The sequence below is a fragment of the Streptomyces sp. NPDC017890 genome (assembly GCF_044328675.1).
GTDB lineage: Bacteria > Actinomycetota > Actinomycetes > Streptomycetales > Streptomycetaceae > Streptomyces.
Window position 1 is genome coordinate 23,652 of the sequence record NZ_JBIRHU010000017.1, and the last position, 13,858, is coordinate 37,509.

At 72.7% G+C, this 13,858-nt stretch carries 13 protein-coding genes; 8 read left to right on the plus strand and 5 right to left on the minus strand.

The features are described from left to right. Complete coding sequence (locus ACH4F2_RS22445; RefSeq protein ID WP_398134487.1) at positions 1-669, plus strand: potassium-transporting ATPase subunit C; 669 nt, start codon at positions 1-3, stop codon at positions 667-669. A 392-nt stretch (positions 670-1,061) separates the two neighbouring features. Here the strand turns inward: ACH4F2_RS22445 and ACH4F2_RS22450 are convergent, their stop codons facing one another. Both ACH4F2_RS22450 and ACH4F2_RS22455 read right to left on the minus strand, forming a co-directional pair. Beyond that, the gene (locus tag ACH4F2_RS22450) at positions 1,062-1,265 is read right to left on the minus strand and encodes a DUF5999 family protein (RefSeq protein ID WP_279563970.1); all 204 of its coding nucleotides are present in this window, start codon (positions 1,263-1,265) and stop codon (positions 1,062-1,064) included. 276 nt (positions 1,266-1,541) lie between these two features. Beyond that, a complete protein-coding gene (locus ACH4F2_RS22455) occupies positions 1,542-2,126 on the minus strand; it encodes a hypothetical protein (RefSeq protein ID WP_398134488.1) in 585 nt (194 codons plus the stop codon). A 553-nt stretch (positions 2,127-2,679) separates the two neighbouring features. On the opposite strand from ACH4F2_RS22455, the gene ACH4F2_RS22460 reads away from it, so the two are divergent. Both ACH4F2_RS22460 and ACH4F2_RS22465 read left to right on the plus strand, forming a co-directional pair. Beyond that, a complete protein-coding gene (locus tag ACH4F2_RS22460; RefSeq protein WP_398134489.1) occupies positions 2,680-4,197 on the plus strand; it encodes a glutamate--cysteine ligase in 1,518 nt (505 codons plus the stop codon). Positions 4,198-4,397: 200 nt separating this feature from the next. Next, positions 4,398-5,261 carry a CPBP family intramembrane glutamic endopeptidase gene (locus ACH4F2_RS22465; RefSeq protein ID WP_398134490.1) on the plus strand — a complete coding sequence of 288 codons (864 nt, stop codon included), beginning with the start codon at positions 4,398-4,400 and terminating at the stop codon, positions 5,259-5,261. Between the two features lie 45 nt (positions 5,262-5,306). On the opposite strand, the gene ACH4F2_RS22470 is transcribed toward ACH4F2_RS22465, so the two are convergent. Then, positions 5,307-6,116, minus strand: coding sequence for a PhzF family phenazine biosynthesis protein (locus tag ACH4F2_RS22470; protein ID WP_398134491.1), 810 nt, complete (start codon positions 6,114-6,116; stop codon positions 5,307-5,309). Positions 6,117-6,423: 307 nt separating this feature from the next. Here ACH4F2_RS22470 and ACH4F2_RS22475 point away from each other — a divergent pair, with 307 nt between their 5' ends. Further along, positions 6,424-7,092, plus strand: a complete 669-nt coding sequence (locus ACH4F2_RS22475) for a PadR family transcriptional regulator (protein WP_398134492.1) — start codon at positions 6,424-6,426, stop codon at positions 7,090-7,092. 258 nt (positions 7,093-7,350) lie between these two features. On the opposite strand, the gene ACH4F2_RS22480 is transcribed toward ACH4F2_RS22475, so the two are convergent. Further along, positions 7,351-8,118 (minus strand): dienelactone hydrolase family protein, encoded by a 768-nt coding sequence (locus ACH4F2_RS22480; protein ID WP_398134493.1) that lies wholly within the window; start codon positions 8,116-8,118, stop codon positions 7,351-7,353. 711 nt (positions 8,119-8,829) lie between these two features. Here ACH4F2_RS22480 and ACH4F2_RS22485 point away from each other — a divergent pair. The 3 genes from ACH4F2_RS22485 to ACH4F2_RS22495 all read left to right on the plus strand — a co-directional run bounded on the left by ACH4F2_RS22485 (position 8,830) and on the right by ACH4F2_RS22495 (position 11,638). Then, complete coding sequence (locus ACH4F2_RS22485; RefSeq protein WP_398134494.1) at positions 8,830-9,369, plus strand: Clp protease N-terminal domain-containing protein; 540 nt, start codon at positions 8,830-8,832, stop codon at positions 9,367-9,369. Between the two features lie 122 nt (positions 9,370-9,491). Then, positions 9,492-10,496 (plus strand): EamA family transporter, encoded by a 1,005-nt coding sequence (locus ACH4F2_RS22490; RefSeq protein ID WP_398134495.1) that lies wholly within the window; start codon positions 9,492-9,494, stop codon positions 10,494-10,496. A gap of 200 nt (positions 10,497-10,696) precedes the next feature. Then, the gene (locus ACH4F2_RS22495) at positions 10,697-11,638 is read left to right on the plus strand and encodes a DMT family transporter (protein ID WP_398134652.1); all 942 of its coding nucleotides are present in this window, start codon (positions 10,697-10,699) and stop codon (positions 11,636-11,638) included. A 19-nt stretch (positions 11,639-11,657) separates the two neighbouring features. Here ACH4F2_RS22495 and ACH4F2_RS22500 read toward each other — a convergent pair whose 3' ends face one another. Then, on the minus strand, positions 11,658-12,350 hold the full coding sequence (locus tag ACH4F2_RS22500; RefSeq protein ID WP_398134496.1) for a pyridoxamine 5'-phosphate oxidase family protein: 693 nt from the start codon (positions 12,348-12,350) through the stop codon (positions 11,658-11,660). A 35-nt stretch (positions 12,351-12,385) separates the two neighbouring features. Here ACH4F2_RS22500 and ACH4F2_RS22505 point away from each other — a divergent pair, with 35 nt between their 5' ends. Beyond that, the gene (locus tag ACH4F2_RS22505; protein ID WP_398134497.1) at positions 12,386-13,729 is read left to right on the plus strand and encodes an aminotransferase class I/II-fold pyridoxal phosphate-dependent enzyme; all 1,344 of its coding nucleotides are present in this window, start codon (positions 12,386-12,388) and stop codon (positions 13,727-13,729) included. Positions 13,730-13,858: the final 129 nt, after the last annotated feature.

The following is a 13,858-nucleotide window of genomic DNA, read 5'->3' on the forward strand; positions in this document are numbered from 1 at the left end:
ATGAACAACTCGGTATCGAACACCACCCGGTTGCTCGGGGCCGGCCTGCGCGCCCTCCTGGTGCTGACCCTGGTGACCGGCGTCCTCTACCCACTCGTGGTCACGGGCATCGCCCAGGCCCTGTTCAACGACAAGGCGAACGGCTCGCAGGTCTCGGCGGACGGCCGCGTCGTGGGCTCCTCGCTGATCGGACAGTCCTACAATCTGCCGCTCGAACCCGGGCAGGAGACTGCGGAACCGGACCTGAAGTGGTTTCAGGGCCGCCCTGCCAACGGCCTGGGGGAAAACACCATCAACACCCAGTACCGGCTCATACTGTCCGGTGCCACCAACCTGGCCGCCGACAACCCGGAGCTCGTCGAACAGGTGAGGGCTGCGCAGGCCGCCGTCATCGAGGACAACTTGGTGCCCGGCCACAGCGTCGAGCGCTCCGACATCCCCGCCGACGCGGTGACGTCCTCCGGCTCGGGGCTGGACCCGCACATCTCCCCGCGCTACGCCGAGCTGCAGGTTCCCCGGGTCGCCCAGGAGAACGGCCTCCCGGTCGCGGAGGTACGGGGGCTCGTGGACCGGCACACGCAGGGCCGCACCCTCGGCTTCATCGGCGAGCCGCGGGTGAACGTCCTCGAACTGAACATCGCCCTCAAGGGTCTCGTGGCCGAGGGCTGAGCGGGAGCGCCGAGTGTTCGCAGGCCCGGGCGCCCTACGGCTGGGCCACGGGCGCCGTGGCAGGCGGCGCCGTGCTCGAGCGGAGTACGAGTTCTGTGGCGAGCTCCACCCGCGGCGAGTCCGGCTGCTCGTCGAGGGTCAGGCGGAGCACCGTACAGGCGGCGAGCCTGCCCTCCGTCGACGCGCGCCGTGGAATTTCCAGGAGCCTTCCGGAAACCGGGTGTTCGGGGAAAGGTGTCCCCGGCCGGGGAACCGCACCACGACCGCGACAGCGCGGGGAACTACGTGGAGTGACCGGCCCCGGGACACGCGTCGGGGCCGGTTCGCAGAATGTCTGCGGGCCGGCCCCGTGGTGCACCGGGCGGAGGGGTGTCACACCGCCGGGCCTGTGCTCATGCGGCGGTCATCAGGCCCGCGCCGACGGGTCGGTGCGGGGCGATCGCCCGGCCGTCCGGCAGGAGCTCACCGGTGTCCTCGAAGAGGACCACGCCGTTGCACAGCAGGCTCCAGCCCTGCTCCGGGTGGTGCGCCACGAGGCGGGCGGATTCCCGGTCGGCGGAGTCGACTGACGGGCACGGTGGCTGGTGCTGACACATGGGTGGGGTCTCTCGGTCTGTTGTGACGGGCGCGTTCGCTGTCTTGGCTGCCTCGCGGCGTGAAGCGTCGTTCATGGCCGCCCCCCGTTGTATTGGTCGGTCCGAACCCAGTGTTGCCCCGCGGGCGTCGATCCGCAGGTATTTCGCAGCACCGCTTCTCACAGGTTGATGACGCATCACCCGCGCGGACGGTTCATCTCAACTGCACTGTCATTTCGGATGGTTCGGCATGGCCGGATGGGGCTAGTCCGCGCGGGTGGGTGAGGGGGGGGCGGGTCAGGCGGGGGAGCGCAGCAGCCGGGTCGGCGTCACCCGGTGGGTGAGGACCGGCAGCAGTTCGGAGACCCGGTGCGGCCGGTGGGCCGCGATGCCGGGAGGGGCCGGCGCCAGCGGCACCAGAAGGTCAGTGTCCGCGGGGTGTCCGGCGGCGGCGTCCGCGGTGCAGTCGCCGTGCAGCCACAGCGTGAGCATGTACAGCCCGGGGACCGACAGCAGGCGCGGCTGGTAGGGCTGGGGGACCGACTCGGCCTGACGCAGCGCGCGCTCGGTCGAGGCGACGTAGGGGCCTTCGAAGAAGTGAGAGAACGCCCAGCCGTCGGGGGTCAGCATGGTCTCCGCCGCAGCCACCGCCCGGTCGCCGCAGCGGATGAGGAACCGCCACCCGGTCAGCCGCGTCGCCGTCACGCCCTCCGCCGTGATCCGGTCCAGGACGTGCACGGGCAGCGGCAGTTCGGGCGTGGTGGGCCCCTGGGCGCCGAGCAGGGAGGGAGTCCGGGCCTCGCGGACCGCGGTGGGAGAGGAGAGGGCGGTGAGGACGGAGCGCAGGGCGGGTGCGGGGGCCGGGGGGACGTGCAGGGGCATGATGGGTCGCCTCTCATTCGAAGGCACGGTGGCGCGAGGGCGGAGCGGGGCGGACGACGCTGTCAGCTCACGGGGCTGGGCAGGCAGGGGCCGGGTCCGAGAACCGAGAAGAGGGGTGAGGCCTGCCGCGCGTCAGCTCGACGGCAGGATCCATCGACCGTGGGCGCCGGTCATCTGCCTTGTCCGCGGAGTTTATACGACATGTGTTCAGACTGTGTTTCGACTAGCCGATTCCGGCAACCAGTACAAGGTTGCAATCGGCCGTCGACATGTTGGGAATCATCCAGATTTCTGACCGGGTGTACGACGGTGACCTCGGGGAATGTTCACGGAGCGGTCGGCCAATTGTCGTCGGCGTTTTTCACGAGTTACCGGGCAGGGAACTGCTCGGCGTGCCATGCCCGGTGAATGTGCCAGCGGTCACATCGGCACAGACTAGCGGGTGCCGTGCCGGTCCGGGGACGTTATCGATCGCTTCGGCTGGGCATCATCCCACCTGACCGGCCGCCGGTGGCCGGATCATCGACTCGCCGCTCCGAAAGGGGACTCTTCCATGGGGGAGAAGGTCGTGGCAGGTCAGTTCGACCTGTCCGATCGCCAGCGCTACCGCGAAAAGCTCCAGCGGTGCCTGACGGGCCTGGAGCGACTTCTGGCGGAGAAGCGGTTCGACCGCCCGAAGAACCTGATGGGGCTGGAGATCGAATTGAATCTCGTCGGTGCCGACGGGATGCCGAAAATGTTGAATGCGCAAGTCCTCGAACGCATCGCGAGCCGTGACTTCCAAACAGAGCTCGCCATGTTCAACCTGGAAGTCAACATCGCTCCACATCGGCTGGGCGGCCGCGTATTCGACCGCCTCGCCGAGGAGATCCGTACGTCGCTGGCATATGCGGACCGAAAGGCCGGAGAGGTCGACGCGAGCATCGCGATGATCGGCATTCTGCCGACCCTGGACCGGGACGACCTGGTCTCCTCCAACCTCTCCGCCGTCGACCGCTACGCCCTGCTGAACGAGCAGATCGTGGCCGCCCGCGGTGAGGACTTCACCCTCGACATCGAGGGGGTCGAGCGACTGACCTGCACCTCCAAGTCCATCGCCCCCGAGGCCGCCTGCACCTCGGTGCAGTTGCACCTCCAGGTCACCCCGGACCGCTTCGCCGACGTGTGGAACGCGGCCCAGGCGGTCACCGCCGCGCAGATCGCCGTCGGCGCCAACGCCCCCTTCCTGTTCGGCCGCGAGCTGTGGCGCGAGTCGCGCCCCCCGCTGTTCCAGCAGTCCACCGACACCCGCCCGCCCGAGCTCCAGGCCCAGGGCGTCCGGCCGCGCACCTGGTTCGGCGAGCGGTGGGTGACCTCGGCGTACGACCTGTTCGAGGAGAACCGGCGCTACTTCCCGGCGCTGCTGCCGATCTGCGACGACCAGGACCCGCTGGAGGTCCTGGACGCGGGCGGCGTGCCCTCGCTCTCCGAACTCGTCCTGCACAACGGCACCGTCTACCGCTGGAACCGCCCCGTCTACGACATCGCCGACGGCGTCCCGCACCTGCGCGTGGAGAACCGCGTCCTGCCCGCCGGCCCCACCGTCACCGACGTCATCGCCAACGCGGCCTTCTACTACGGCGTCGTACGCGCGCTGGCCGAGGAGCCCCGGCCGGTGTGGACCCGGCTGCCGTTCGAGGCCGCCGCCGCCAACTTCGAGGCCGCGTGCCGCCACGGCATCGACGCCCGCTTCGAGTGGCCCCGTCGCGGCCGGCTGGGCGGCGCCACCGAGGTCGACGCCGCCGTCCTCGTCCGCGACGAACTGCTGCCGCTCGCCGAGGCCGGGCTGGACGCGTGGGGTGTCGAGCCGGCCGACCGGGACCTGTACCTCGGCGTGATCGAGGAGCGGTGCCGGCGTCGGGTCAACGGCGCGTCCTGGCAGGCGGCCACCTTCCACCGGGCGTTGGAGGCGGGCCTGACCCGGGACGCCGCGCTGGCCGCCACGACCCGCCGCTACGTCGAGCTCATGCGCGAGGGGCATCCCGTGCACCTGTGGCCGGTGGGCCTGCCGGAGCCGGCGCGGCTGGGCTGATCCATGCCGGGACCGCCAGGACCGCCAGGGCCGCTACGACCGCCAGGACCGCTACGACCGCCAGGACCGTCCAGGACCGCTGCGACCGCCAGGACCGCTACGGCTGCAACGACCGCCAGGATCGCCGGGTCCGCCCCCCGCCGCACGCCGCCTCATACTGATCGTGCAAGCTGTGACGTCCCAGCTGGAGGCAGGTGTGCATGGCGGAGGCGGGCCCGGTGGACGATTCGTTCCCTCAGAAGCCAGTTCGTGGGGAGAAGGCGGTTCGTGGGGAGAGCGCGATCCCTGGGGGACCGGTTTCCCAGGAGCGGCCTTCGCGGCGGACCCTGCGTGACGAGACGCTGCTGGTCCTTGCGCTGTCGCTCGGCGCCAGCGGGGTGTCCGCCCTCATCAGCTTCATCGGCTCGGTCACCCGCCCCGGCGGGCTCAAGGACCAGGCGGCCACCCTCAACGCCTCCGCGGCGCCGGGCCGCCCCTGGCTGGACCTGGCCTGGCAGCTCTTCGGGATCACCACGGCGCTCGTCCCGGTCGCCCTCGTCGCGCACTTCCTGCTGCGTGAGGGGCACAGCCTGCGCGCCCTCGGCTTCGACCGCGGCCGTCCGTGGCCGGACCTGGGCCGCGGGGCCGCCGTCGCCGCCGTCATCGGCAGCACCGGCATCGCCTTCTACCTGGCCGCCCGGGGCCTCGGCTTCAACCTCACCGTGGTGCCCGAGGCACTGCCCGAGGTGTGGTGGAAGTACCCCGTACTGATCCTCTCGGCGGTGCAGAACTCCGTCCTTGAGGAAGTCATCGTCGTCGGCTACCTGCTGCGCCGGCTCGACCAGCTCGGCTGGAGCCCGGGCGCGTCGCTGGCGGCCAGTTCGGTGCTGCGCGGGTCGTACCACCTCTACCAGGGCATCGGCGGCTTCATCGGCAACATGGTGATGGGCGTGGTGTTCGTGTACCTGTACCGCCGGTGGGGGCGCGTGGGCCCGCTGGTGGTGGCGCACTCGCTGCTCGACATCGGGGCCTTCGTGGGCTACGCGTTGCTGGCCGGGAAGGTGGACTGGCTGCCGACGGCGTGAAGCGGAGGGGGCGCGGGAGCTACTCGCCGCGCCCCCTGCGCCGGGTCAGGCCAGCAGCTCGCCGTCGATCACCGTCACCGCGCGCCCGCTCAGCAGTGTGCGCTCGCCGCGCAGTTCCGTGCGGACCCGGCCGGAGCGCGGCGAGGCCTGCAGCCCGGTGAGGTCGGGACGGCCGAGGCGCCCGGACCAGAAGGGCGCGAGGGCGGTGTGGGCGCTGCCGGTGACCGGATCCTCGTCGATGCCGACGTTCGGGAAGAAGCAGCGCGAGACGTAGTCGTAGCCCCGCGTGGGGTCCTCGGCGCGGGCGGTGGCGATGATGCCGCGCTCGGAGTGGGCCGCCAGCGCCTTGTGGTCCGGCGTCAGGCCGTGGACCGTCTTCTCGTCGGAGACCTCGATCAGCAGGTCCCCCAAGTCCCGCCCGGTGTCGAGGACGGCGTGGGGTTCGGCGCCCAGGGCCTCGGCGACGCCTGCCGGCGCCTCGACCGGGGTGAGCGGCGCGGTCGGGAAGTCCAGGGTGATCGAGCCGTCCTCGAGGGGCGTCGCGACGAGGACGCCACTGCGGGTGGCGAACCGCACCGGACCTTCGTGGGCGCCGGTGGTGTGCATGACGTGGGCGGTGGCGAGCGTGGCGTGACCGCACATCGCGACCTCCGTGGCCGGCGTGAACCAGCGCAGCGCCCAGTCGGCGTCGCCGCCTTCGGGCAGGCGGTGGGCGAACGCGGTCTCGGCGTGGTTGACCTCCAGGGCGACCCGCTGGAGCCGGTCGTCGTCCGGGAAGGCGTCGAGGAGCAGGACCCCGGCGGGGTTGCCGGCGAAGGGCCGGTCGGTGAAGGCGTCGACGATTCGGATGCGCATGCTCCGACGCTAGAGGCTCCGCGTGGCCGCGTACCAAGGCCAATTCGCGAGTTCTGGACCGGGTTCCGTGCGGGAGGGCGGGGCGGTTTCGCACGAGACCGGGCATGGCGCGTCGGTCAGTCCGCCGCTTGAGCGTCGTGCTCCGCTTCGCGCGAGGGCCATGGAAGAGAGCCTGGTGATCGGTTCCTCGCGTGCCGACGCCGGCCGCGCCGGCCGTCCTGGGCGGATCGGGAGGCTTGTCAGCCCACTTCTTCCGATATATCGTTGAGTTATCGCGACAGATCAACGACTGAATGGAGTGATGGCGATGCGCAGTCACGGACACGAGCGTGGACAGGGTGGGCACGGCCGCGGAGAGGGTGGCTTCTTCGGTCGCGGCGGCTTCGGTGGCTTCGAGGGCTTCGACGGCCGGCGTGCGGCCTTCGGTCCCTTCGGGCCGGGTGGTCCCGGCGGCGGCCCCGGCGGCGGACCTTTCGGGCCGGGCTTCGGTCACGGAGGCCCCTGGGGTGGCCGAGGGCGTGGCGGTCCGAGGGGAAGGGCGCGGCGCGGCGACGTGCGGGCGTCGATCCTGGCCCTTCTGAAGGACCGGCCGATGCACGGCTACGAGATGATCCAGGAGATCGCCGAGCGCAGCGGCGGGGCGTGGAAGCCCAGCCCCGGCTCGGTCTACCCCACCCTCCAGTTGCTGGAGGACGAGGGCCTGATCGCCAGCGAGAGTGAGGGCGGAAAGAAGCTCTTCGCGCTCACCGAGGCGGGTCGCGCCGCAGCCGAGGAGGGGCCGGAGGCGCCCTGGGAAGAGGCCTCGCGGGGCGTCGACTGGGAGGCCCTGAACGACATCCGGCAGGCCGGCTTCGGACTCATGGAGGCCTTCGGCCAGGTCTGGAAGACCGGCAGCAAGGAGCAGCGGGAGAAGGCGGTCGCCGTCATCGGTGACGCCCGCAAGAAGCTGTACCTGATCCTCGCCGACGAGGACTGACCCGTACGGCGGTCGTGCGGGCTTCGGGCAGGTACGGACGATGAACGGCGAGTCGCGCAGGGCGCCCGGTACGGCCACCCCGCCCACCCCGCCGCGTGGCGGGACCCGCTGGCCGCAGCTGGGTTCCGCACGGTTGTTTGTAGCGGGCAGCCAGCCCCCGCGTCGGCGGGGCGGGCTGCCCGCTACGGTGTGGATCACCGGCCGCTCTCGACGCCGGCGCGGCCCCGGACGGCCTTGGCCGGCAGGCGCGGAGCCGTGTTACTTCAGATGTGATTCCGGGCGGCCGGGACCTCCGCTGTTGCCCAGGGTGCGGTCCAGGAGAGGGAGCAGACGGTCCCAGTGGCGCTTCAGCCCGGAGGCGCTGAAAGCGTCAGTGTCGGACATGGTGAAGCCGTGGACCGTGCCGGGGTAGATCTCGGAGGTGTAGCTGACGCCTGCGGCGTCCAGGGCCTGGTTGAGCTCGCCGAGGGACTCGGGTGTCAGGTCGCCCTCGGCGTGGCCGAGGTGGACCTGGGCAGTGAGCCTGGAGAAGAGGTCGGGCCCGTCGACGCCCACCGGGCCGTGGAACGCGGCGACGGCTGCCACCTGGCCGGGGTGGGCCGCGGCGGTGCGCATCGCCAGGAGGCCGCCTATGCAGTAGCCGGTCACCGCGACCGGTCCGGCGCAGACCTCGGGCTGGGCGGTGAGGAACCTGAGGTAGGCATCGGCGTCGCTCAGGACGCGTTCTGCGGTGTGTGCCTCGATCAAGGGCATCACCTGGGCGAAGACCGAGTGCCGGACCTCTTCTCCGATGTGCTCGGGAAGCTCGACCACCGGCGCCGGGCCGTGCCGGTAGAAGAGGTTGGGGACGAGCACGTAGTACCCGTGTCCGGCCAGTTCGCGGGCCGTCTCCCGCAACACGGGCCGGATGCCGAAGCCGTCGGAGTACATCAGCACCCCCGGGTGCTGCTCGCCGCGGTCGGGGAAGGCGGCGAACGCATCGGCACGGCCGTCCGAGGTGGGAATCTGCAACGTCTTGGTGGTCATGAACGCTCCTGTCGTGGTTGATGTGCCGAGCCTGTGATCAACACGACGGAGGCGGAGCCCGCGCCACAGCGCAAGATCCTCGATCGAGCAGCGGGCCCGCACCGGCCCGTACGGTGCTCAGGAGAGCACCGGGTCACCGATCCGTGTGTGGCGCGAAGCCGTCCCGGTAGTCATCCCGACAACCTAGTGCACAACCCTGGTCACCCAGTGGGGAGGATCAGCGGTCTTGATTCGAGACGCTGGGTAATCCTGGCCCGGCCGTCTACGGAAGCTCGGTTGTCGCAACTGCCTCCCGGGTGACCGCCGGCCGGCACCGCGCATCGCTGTCCACCGTCAGGCGTGGCGACAGCGAGGCGAACGCGTGCGGGGTTCAGTGCCGCGTCCGACTCCACGTGGGCGGTTCTGCCGCCGGCATTCGGCGCGGCTGGGGGCAGCGACCGTGCGTCCGGCCCGGCCGGTCATGCCGGCGAAGAGACGGGCCGCCTTGTCGCCCCCGATGACCGGCCGCACCGCGGCGGCCGCAGCCTCGCGCGGGAGGCCCTCCGCAAGGCGTCCACACCCGTCCGGGCGGCGCGCCGCCCTGCTCGACGAAACGGCTTGATCTCCTCCGTAAGGAGGAGATTTCGGCCGGGTGGGTCCACTCTGCGTGGGACGCCGAAATGCTCCCCTTCGGGGATGACCCGGGCGCGAGGGACTGATGAGGTGGGGGATGTGCAACCCCGTATCCCCCGGCAGGCGGCCGGCGAGCAAGGCGGCCGGCGCCCGGACGACACCGACGTCGATGCCCGGTTCAGCGCGGAACTGGCATCGGTGATCTCAGGCGCCCGCCGCAGAGCGGTGCGGGACGGGGACCGGCAGATCGATACGGCCCACCTGCTGCACTCCCTCCTGGAGTACGACCCCGAGGCGCGTACCGTCCTCGGCGAGGGGCCGCGGATCGCCCGGCTCCTCGGCTACCTCGTGCAGCGCAGCATCGGCTACGGCCTGCGCTGGCAGGCCGCCGTCGAGGACTCCGGCGCCGTACCCGTGGTGACCGGCGCCGCCGGGTTCTCGCCGCTGGCCGCCGCGGCCCTGGAACACGCCTGCGCACGCGCCGTTCGGCGCGGGGCGGCCGGGGCCTGCGGCGTCGACCTGCTAGCCGCCCTCGTCGCCGACCCGCAGGCGCGTGCCGTCGAGGTGCTCGCCCGCGCCGCCGTCGAACCGCAGGCCGTACTCGCCCGGGCGGACGAGCACTTCGAGCCGACGGTCTGAGCCCGCCCCCCGGTCCCGTCCCGCCCCCCGGTCCCGTCCCGCCCTCGGTCGTGCCGCGGTCGCGTCCAGTCGGTGAGACAGGTGTCATCGGGGGTGACGGTCATGTCGTCCCCTGTCATCATGTGCCGGTGCATACGTCTGACAGCGCTCGCGGCAGCCGCGGAAAGGGCGCCGGGCTCGGCCTGGCGCTCGCGTCCGCGGTCGCCTTCGGAGGTTCCGGGGTCGCGGCGAAGCCGCTGATCGAAGCGGGACTCGACCCGCTCCACGTGGTCTGGCTGCGCGTGGCCGGCGCGGCCCTGGTGATGCTGCCGCTCGCCGTGCGCCACCGCGCTCTGCTGCGCCGCCGCCCCGGGCTGCTCGCCGGGTTCGGCCTGCTCGCCGTGGCCGGTGTGCAGGCCTGCTACTTCGCCGCCATCTCCCGTATCCCCGTGGGCGTCGCACTGCTCGTCGAGTACCTGGCACCCGCCCTCGTCCTCGGCTGGGTGCGGTTCGTGCAACGACGGCCCGTGACGCGGGCCGCGGCGCTCGGTGTGGTCCTCGCGGTCGGCGGGCTCGCCTGCGTGGTGGAGGTCTGGTCGGGGCTGCGGTTCGATGCCGTCGGACTGCTGCTCGCGCTCGGCGCGGCCTGCTGCCAGGTCGGCTACTTCGTCCTGTCCGACCAGGGCAGTGACGCCGGTGACGAGGCGCCCGACCCGCTCGGCGTCATCGCCTACGGCCTGCTCGTCGGGGCCGCCGTACTCACCGTCGTCGCCCGCCCCTGGTCGATGGACTGGTCCGTCCTCACCCACACCGTCCCGATGGACGGCACGCCCGTCGCCGCCGCCCTGCTGCTGTCCTGGATCGTGCTCATCGCCACGGTCCTCGCCTACGTCACCGGCATCGTCGCCGTGCGTCGCCTCTCGCCGCAGGTAGCGGGGGTGGTGGCGTGCCTCGAAGCGGTCATCGCGACCGTCCTGGCCTGGGTCCTGCTCGGAGAGCACCTCTCCGCCCCGCAGATCATCGGCGGCGTCGTGGTCCTGGTGGGCGCCTTCATCGCCCAGTCGTCGACGCCCGCGAAAGGCTCCCCGGACCCGGTGGCGGGCGGCGGAGGGGAAAGGGAGTTGTCCAGCCGGGGCACGGCGGCCTAGGGTGCCGATCATGCATTCCGACGCACTCGTCCTTCCGCCTCCGGCCGCCTGAGGCGGGCCCCTGTGACCAGCCCGGCGCGTTGCCGCCGGGCCGGACGGTGCTGCCCGCAGACGCAGTCCCCGCGCCTCCGGTCGTTCCGGGGCCGCTTCGAACTCCCGCGCCGTGTGCGCGTCTGCGGAGAGAACTCGTGTCGAACGCTGTGTCGAATGCCGTCTCCGGCCTGCCCGTCGGGCGTGGCCTCCTCTATCTGATCGTCGCCGGTGTCGCCTGGGGCACCGCCGGTGCCGCCGCCTCGCTGGTCTACCGGGCCAGCGACATGGGGCCCGTCGCCCTGTCGTTCTGGCGGTGCGCGGTCGGGCTCGTGCTGCTGCTCGCCGTCCACCCGCTGCGCCCGCGCGTGCGCACGGCCGGACGAGAGCCTTTCGCCCGCAAGACACTGCGGGCCGTCGTCACCGGCATCGGCCTCGCGGTGTTCCAGACCGCCTACTTCGCCGCGGTGCAGTCCACCGGGCTCGCCGTGGCCACCGTCGTCACGCTCGGCGCCGGCCCGGTCCTGATCGCGCTCGGCGCGCGCCTCACTCTCGGGGAGCACCTGGGCCGGGGCGGGGCGGCCGCCGTGGCCGGTGCGCTCGCGGGGCTCGTGGTGCTCGTCCTCGGTGGCGGAAGTACGGCCGTCCGCCCGTCGGGCGTGCTCCTCGCCCTGCTGTCCGCCGCCGGGTACTCGGTGATGACGCTGCTCACCCGCTGGTGGGGGCGGGACGGCGGGACGGACGCCGCCAGTACGTCCGTCGGGGCGTTCGCCGTCACCAGCCTGTGCCTGCTGCCGTTCGCCCTCGCCGAGGGCCTGGTGCCGCACACCGCCGAACCGGTCCGCCTCCTGTGGCTCCTGGCGTACGTCGCCGCCGTCCCGACCGCCCTCGCCTACGGGCTCTACTTCGCCGGCGCGGCCGTCGTCCGGTCCGCCACCGTCTCCGTGATCATGCTGCTGGAGCCGGTCAGCGCGGCGGCCCTCGCCGTCCTGCTCCTCGGGGAGCACCTCACGGCGGCGACGCTCGCCGGCACCCTGCTGATGCTCGCCTCGGTCGCGGGGCTCGCGGTGGCGGAGACCCGTCAGGCCCGGACGCGGCCGGCGCCGGCGTGACAGCCGGCTGACCTCGGCATCACAGGACCGAGAGGTAGTCGGGCAGCCCGGTGCCGGAGTCCAGGCCCGGGTCGGCGACCGGGGCGTCGTAGCCCTTGCGCAGCGGGACGAGGCCGGCCCAGTGGGGGAGGGCGAGGTCCTCGGGCTCGTCGTTCACACCGCCGGTGCGGACCTTGGCGGAGACCTCGTTCAGGTCGAGGCGGATCACGGCGGTGGCGGCCAGCTCCTTCTTGTTGGCCGGCCGGGAGTCGCGGGAGCGGCCGGGGACGACATGGTCGACCAGGGCGTCCAGGGCCGTGCGCCGCTCCTCCGGGTCCGTCACGTCGTACGCGCTGCCGTGCACCACCACCGACCGGTAGTTGATCGAGTGGTGGAAGGCCGAACGGGCCAGCACCAGCGCGTCCACGTGCGTCACCGTCAGGCACACCGGCAGCCCCGGGTCGGCGGCGCCCGTCATACGCAGCGGGCGCGAGCCCGTCGAGCCGTGGACGTAGAGCCGCTCCCCGACCCGGCCGTAGAGCGTCGGCAGCACCACCGGGGCGCCCTCGCGGACGAAGCCGAGATGGCACACGTAACCCTCGTCGAGTATCGAGTGCACCAGCTCCTTGTCGTACGAGGCACGGTCGGGGGAGCGGGTGGGGACCGTGCGGTCGGTGGGTGTGTACGCGGTGGCGGGCTGCGACGGCGTCTGCGGCTGCGTGGTCCCCTGCATGGCGCTCTCCATTGCACTAGTGCATAATTTGCTTTGTGCTAGGAGAGTATCGGATCACAGGGCGGGGCGCAGCGGAGATTTCCGCGAGCGTCGAGCGTGCGGTGGGCTCGGGGGAGCTGGAGCCGGGGCAACCGCTGCCGCCGATGCGGGAACTGGCGCAGCGGCTCGGGGTGAACCCGAACACGGTCGCCGCCGCCTATCGCACCCTGCGCGAGCGCGGGGTCATCGAGACGGCCGGGCGCCGGGGCAGCCGGGTGCGAGCGAAGCCGGCCACCACCGGGCGGGAGTTCATCCGGGTCGAGGTGCCCGAGGGGGTGCGCGACGTGTCCGCCGGCAACCCGGATCCGGCGCTGCTGCCCGCTCTGGGTCCGGTGTTCGCGGCCGCCGCCGAGCAGGGCGACCGGGAACCGGTGCTGTACGGGGACGAGCCCGTGGAGCCCGACCTGGTGCGCCGCGCGCGGGCCGAACTCGACGCCGACGGGGTGCCGGACGGGCCCGTGGCCGTCACGTCCGGCTCGCTGGACGCCATGGAGCGAGTCCTCGCGACCCACCTCAGACCGGGCGACGCCGTAGCCGTCGAGGACCCGGGCTGGGGCAGCCTGCTCGACCTCGTCCCCGCACTCGGCCTGCGCACGGTCGCGGTCGGCGTGGACGACGAGGGGCCACTGCCCGACGACGTACGCCGGGTACTCCAGGCCGGCGCACGCGCCCTGGTCGTCACGGACCGTGCGCAGAACCCGACCGGCGCGGCGGTGAGCGCCACGCGCGCGCGTGCCCTGCGGTCCGTGCTGCGCGACCACCCCCGGACGCTGCTGATCGAGGACGACCACGGCCACCGCATCGTCGACCTGCCCCTGCACCCGCTCGCCGGTACCACGCGCAGTTGGGCCTTCGTCCGCTCGGCCGCCAAGGCGTGCGGCCCGGACCTGCGCCTCGCCGTCCTCACCGGGGACGCCGTCACGCTCGACCGGGTGCGCGGGCGGCAGCGGCTGGGCCCCGGCTGGGTCAGCCGCATCACCCAGCGGGCGGTGGCCCGGCTGTGGGCGGACGGCACGGTGGACGCGCACGCGGTGGCGGCGGCATACGGGTGGCGCCGGGACGGACTCCTCGGTGCCCTCGCCGAACGCGGGATCGCCGCGCACGGGCGCAGCGGCATGAACGTGTGGATCCCGGTGCCGGACGAGACCGGCGCCGTCGCCCGGCTGCTGCACGCCGGCTGGGCCGTGGCCCCTGGCGCACGCTTTCGCGTGAGTGCTCCGCCCGGTATCCGGATCACGGTCTCGACGCTCACGGAGGGGGACATCGGGCCTCTCGCGGACGCGGTCGCGGCGGCGGTGGGGCCCGGGACGGGGTCGGGGCAGCTCCGGAGCCAGGTCTGACGCGTGGCGTTCCGCCGGACGCACCGCCGGCTTCCGGTCGGCGGCGCGGGCCGGACTCCGGCGGCGCCTTCGGAGGGCGTGGCCGCCGGTCCCGGGGCCGGGCCGCCCACGACGGCCCGGCCAGGACCG

Excerpts from the sequence above, each read along its gene's own strand:
- ACH4F2_RS22500 (WP_398134496.1), bottom strand. The coding sequence starts at position 12,350 with ATGCAGGGGACCACGCAGCCGCAGACGCCGTCGCAGCCCGCCACCGCG.
- ACH4F2_RS22465 (WP_398134490.1), top strand. The coding sequence starts at position 4,398 with ATGGCGGAGGCGGGCCCGGTGGACGATTCGTTCCCTCAGAAGCCAGTT.
- ACH4F2_RS22460 (WP_398134489.1), top strand. The coding sequence starts at position 2,680 with ATGGGGGAGAAGGTCGTGGCAGGTCAGTTCGACCTGTCCGATCGCCAG.
- ACH4F2_RS22470 (WP_398134491.1), bottom strand. The coding sequence starts at position 6,116 with ATGCGCATCCGAATCGTCGACGCCTTCACCGACCGGCCCTTCGCCGGC.
- ACH4F2_RS22450 (WP_279563970.1), bottom strand. The coding sequence starts at position 1,265 with ATGTGTCAGCACCAGCCACCGTGCCCGTCAGTCGACTCCGCCGACCGG.
- ACH4F2_RS22445 (WP_398134487.1), top strand. The coding sequence starts at position 1 with ATGAACAACTCGGTATCGAACACCACCCGGTTGCTCGGGGCCGGCCTG.
- ACH4F2_RS22480 (WP_398134493.1), bottom strand. The coding sequence starts at position 8,118 with ATGACCACCAAGACGTTGCAGATTCCCACCTCGGACGGCCGTGCCGAT.
- ACH4F2_RS22475 (WP_398134492.1), top strand. The coding sequence starts at position 6,424 with ATGCGCAGTCACGGACACGAGCGTGGACAGGGTGGGCACGGCCGCGGA.
- ACH4F2_RS22455 (WP_398134488.1), bottom strand. The coding sequence starts at position 2,126 with ATGCCCCTGCACGTCCCCCCGGCCCCCGCACCCGCCCTGCGCTCCGTC.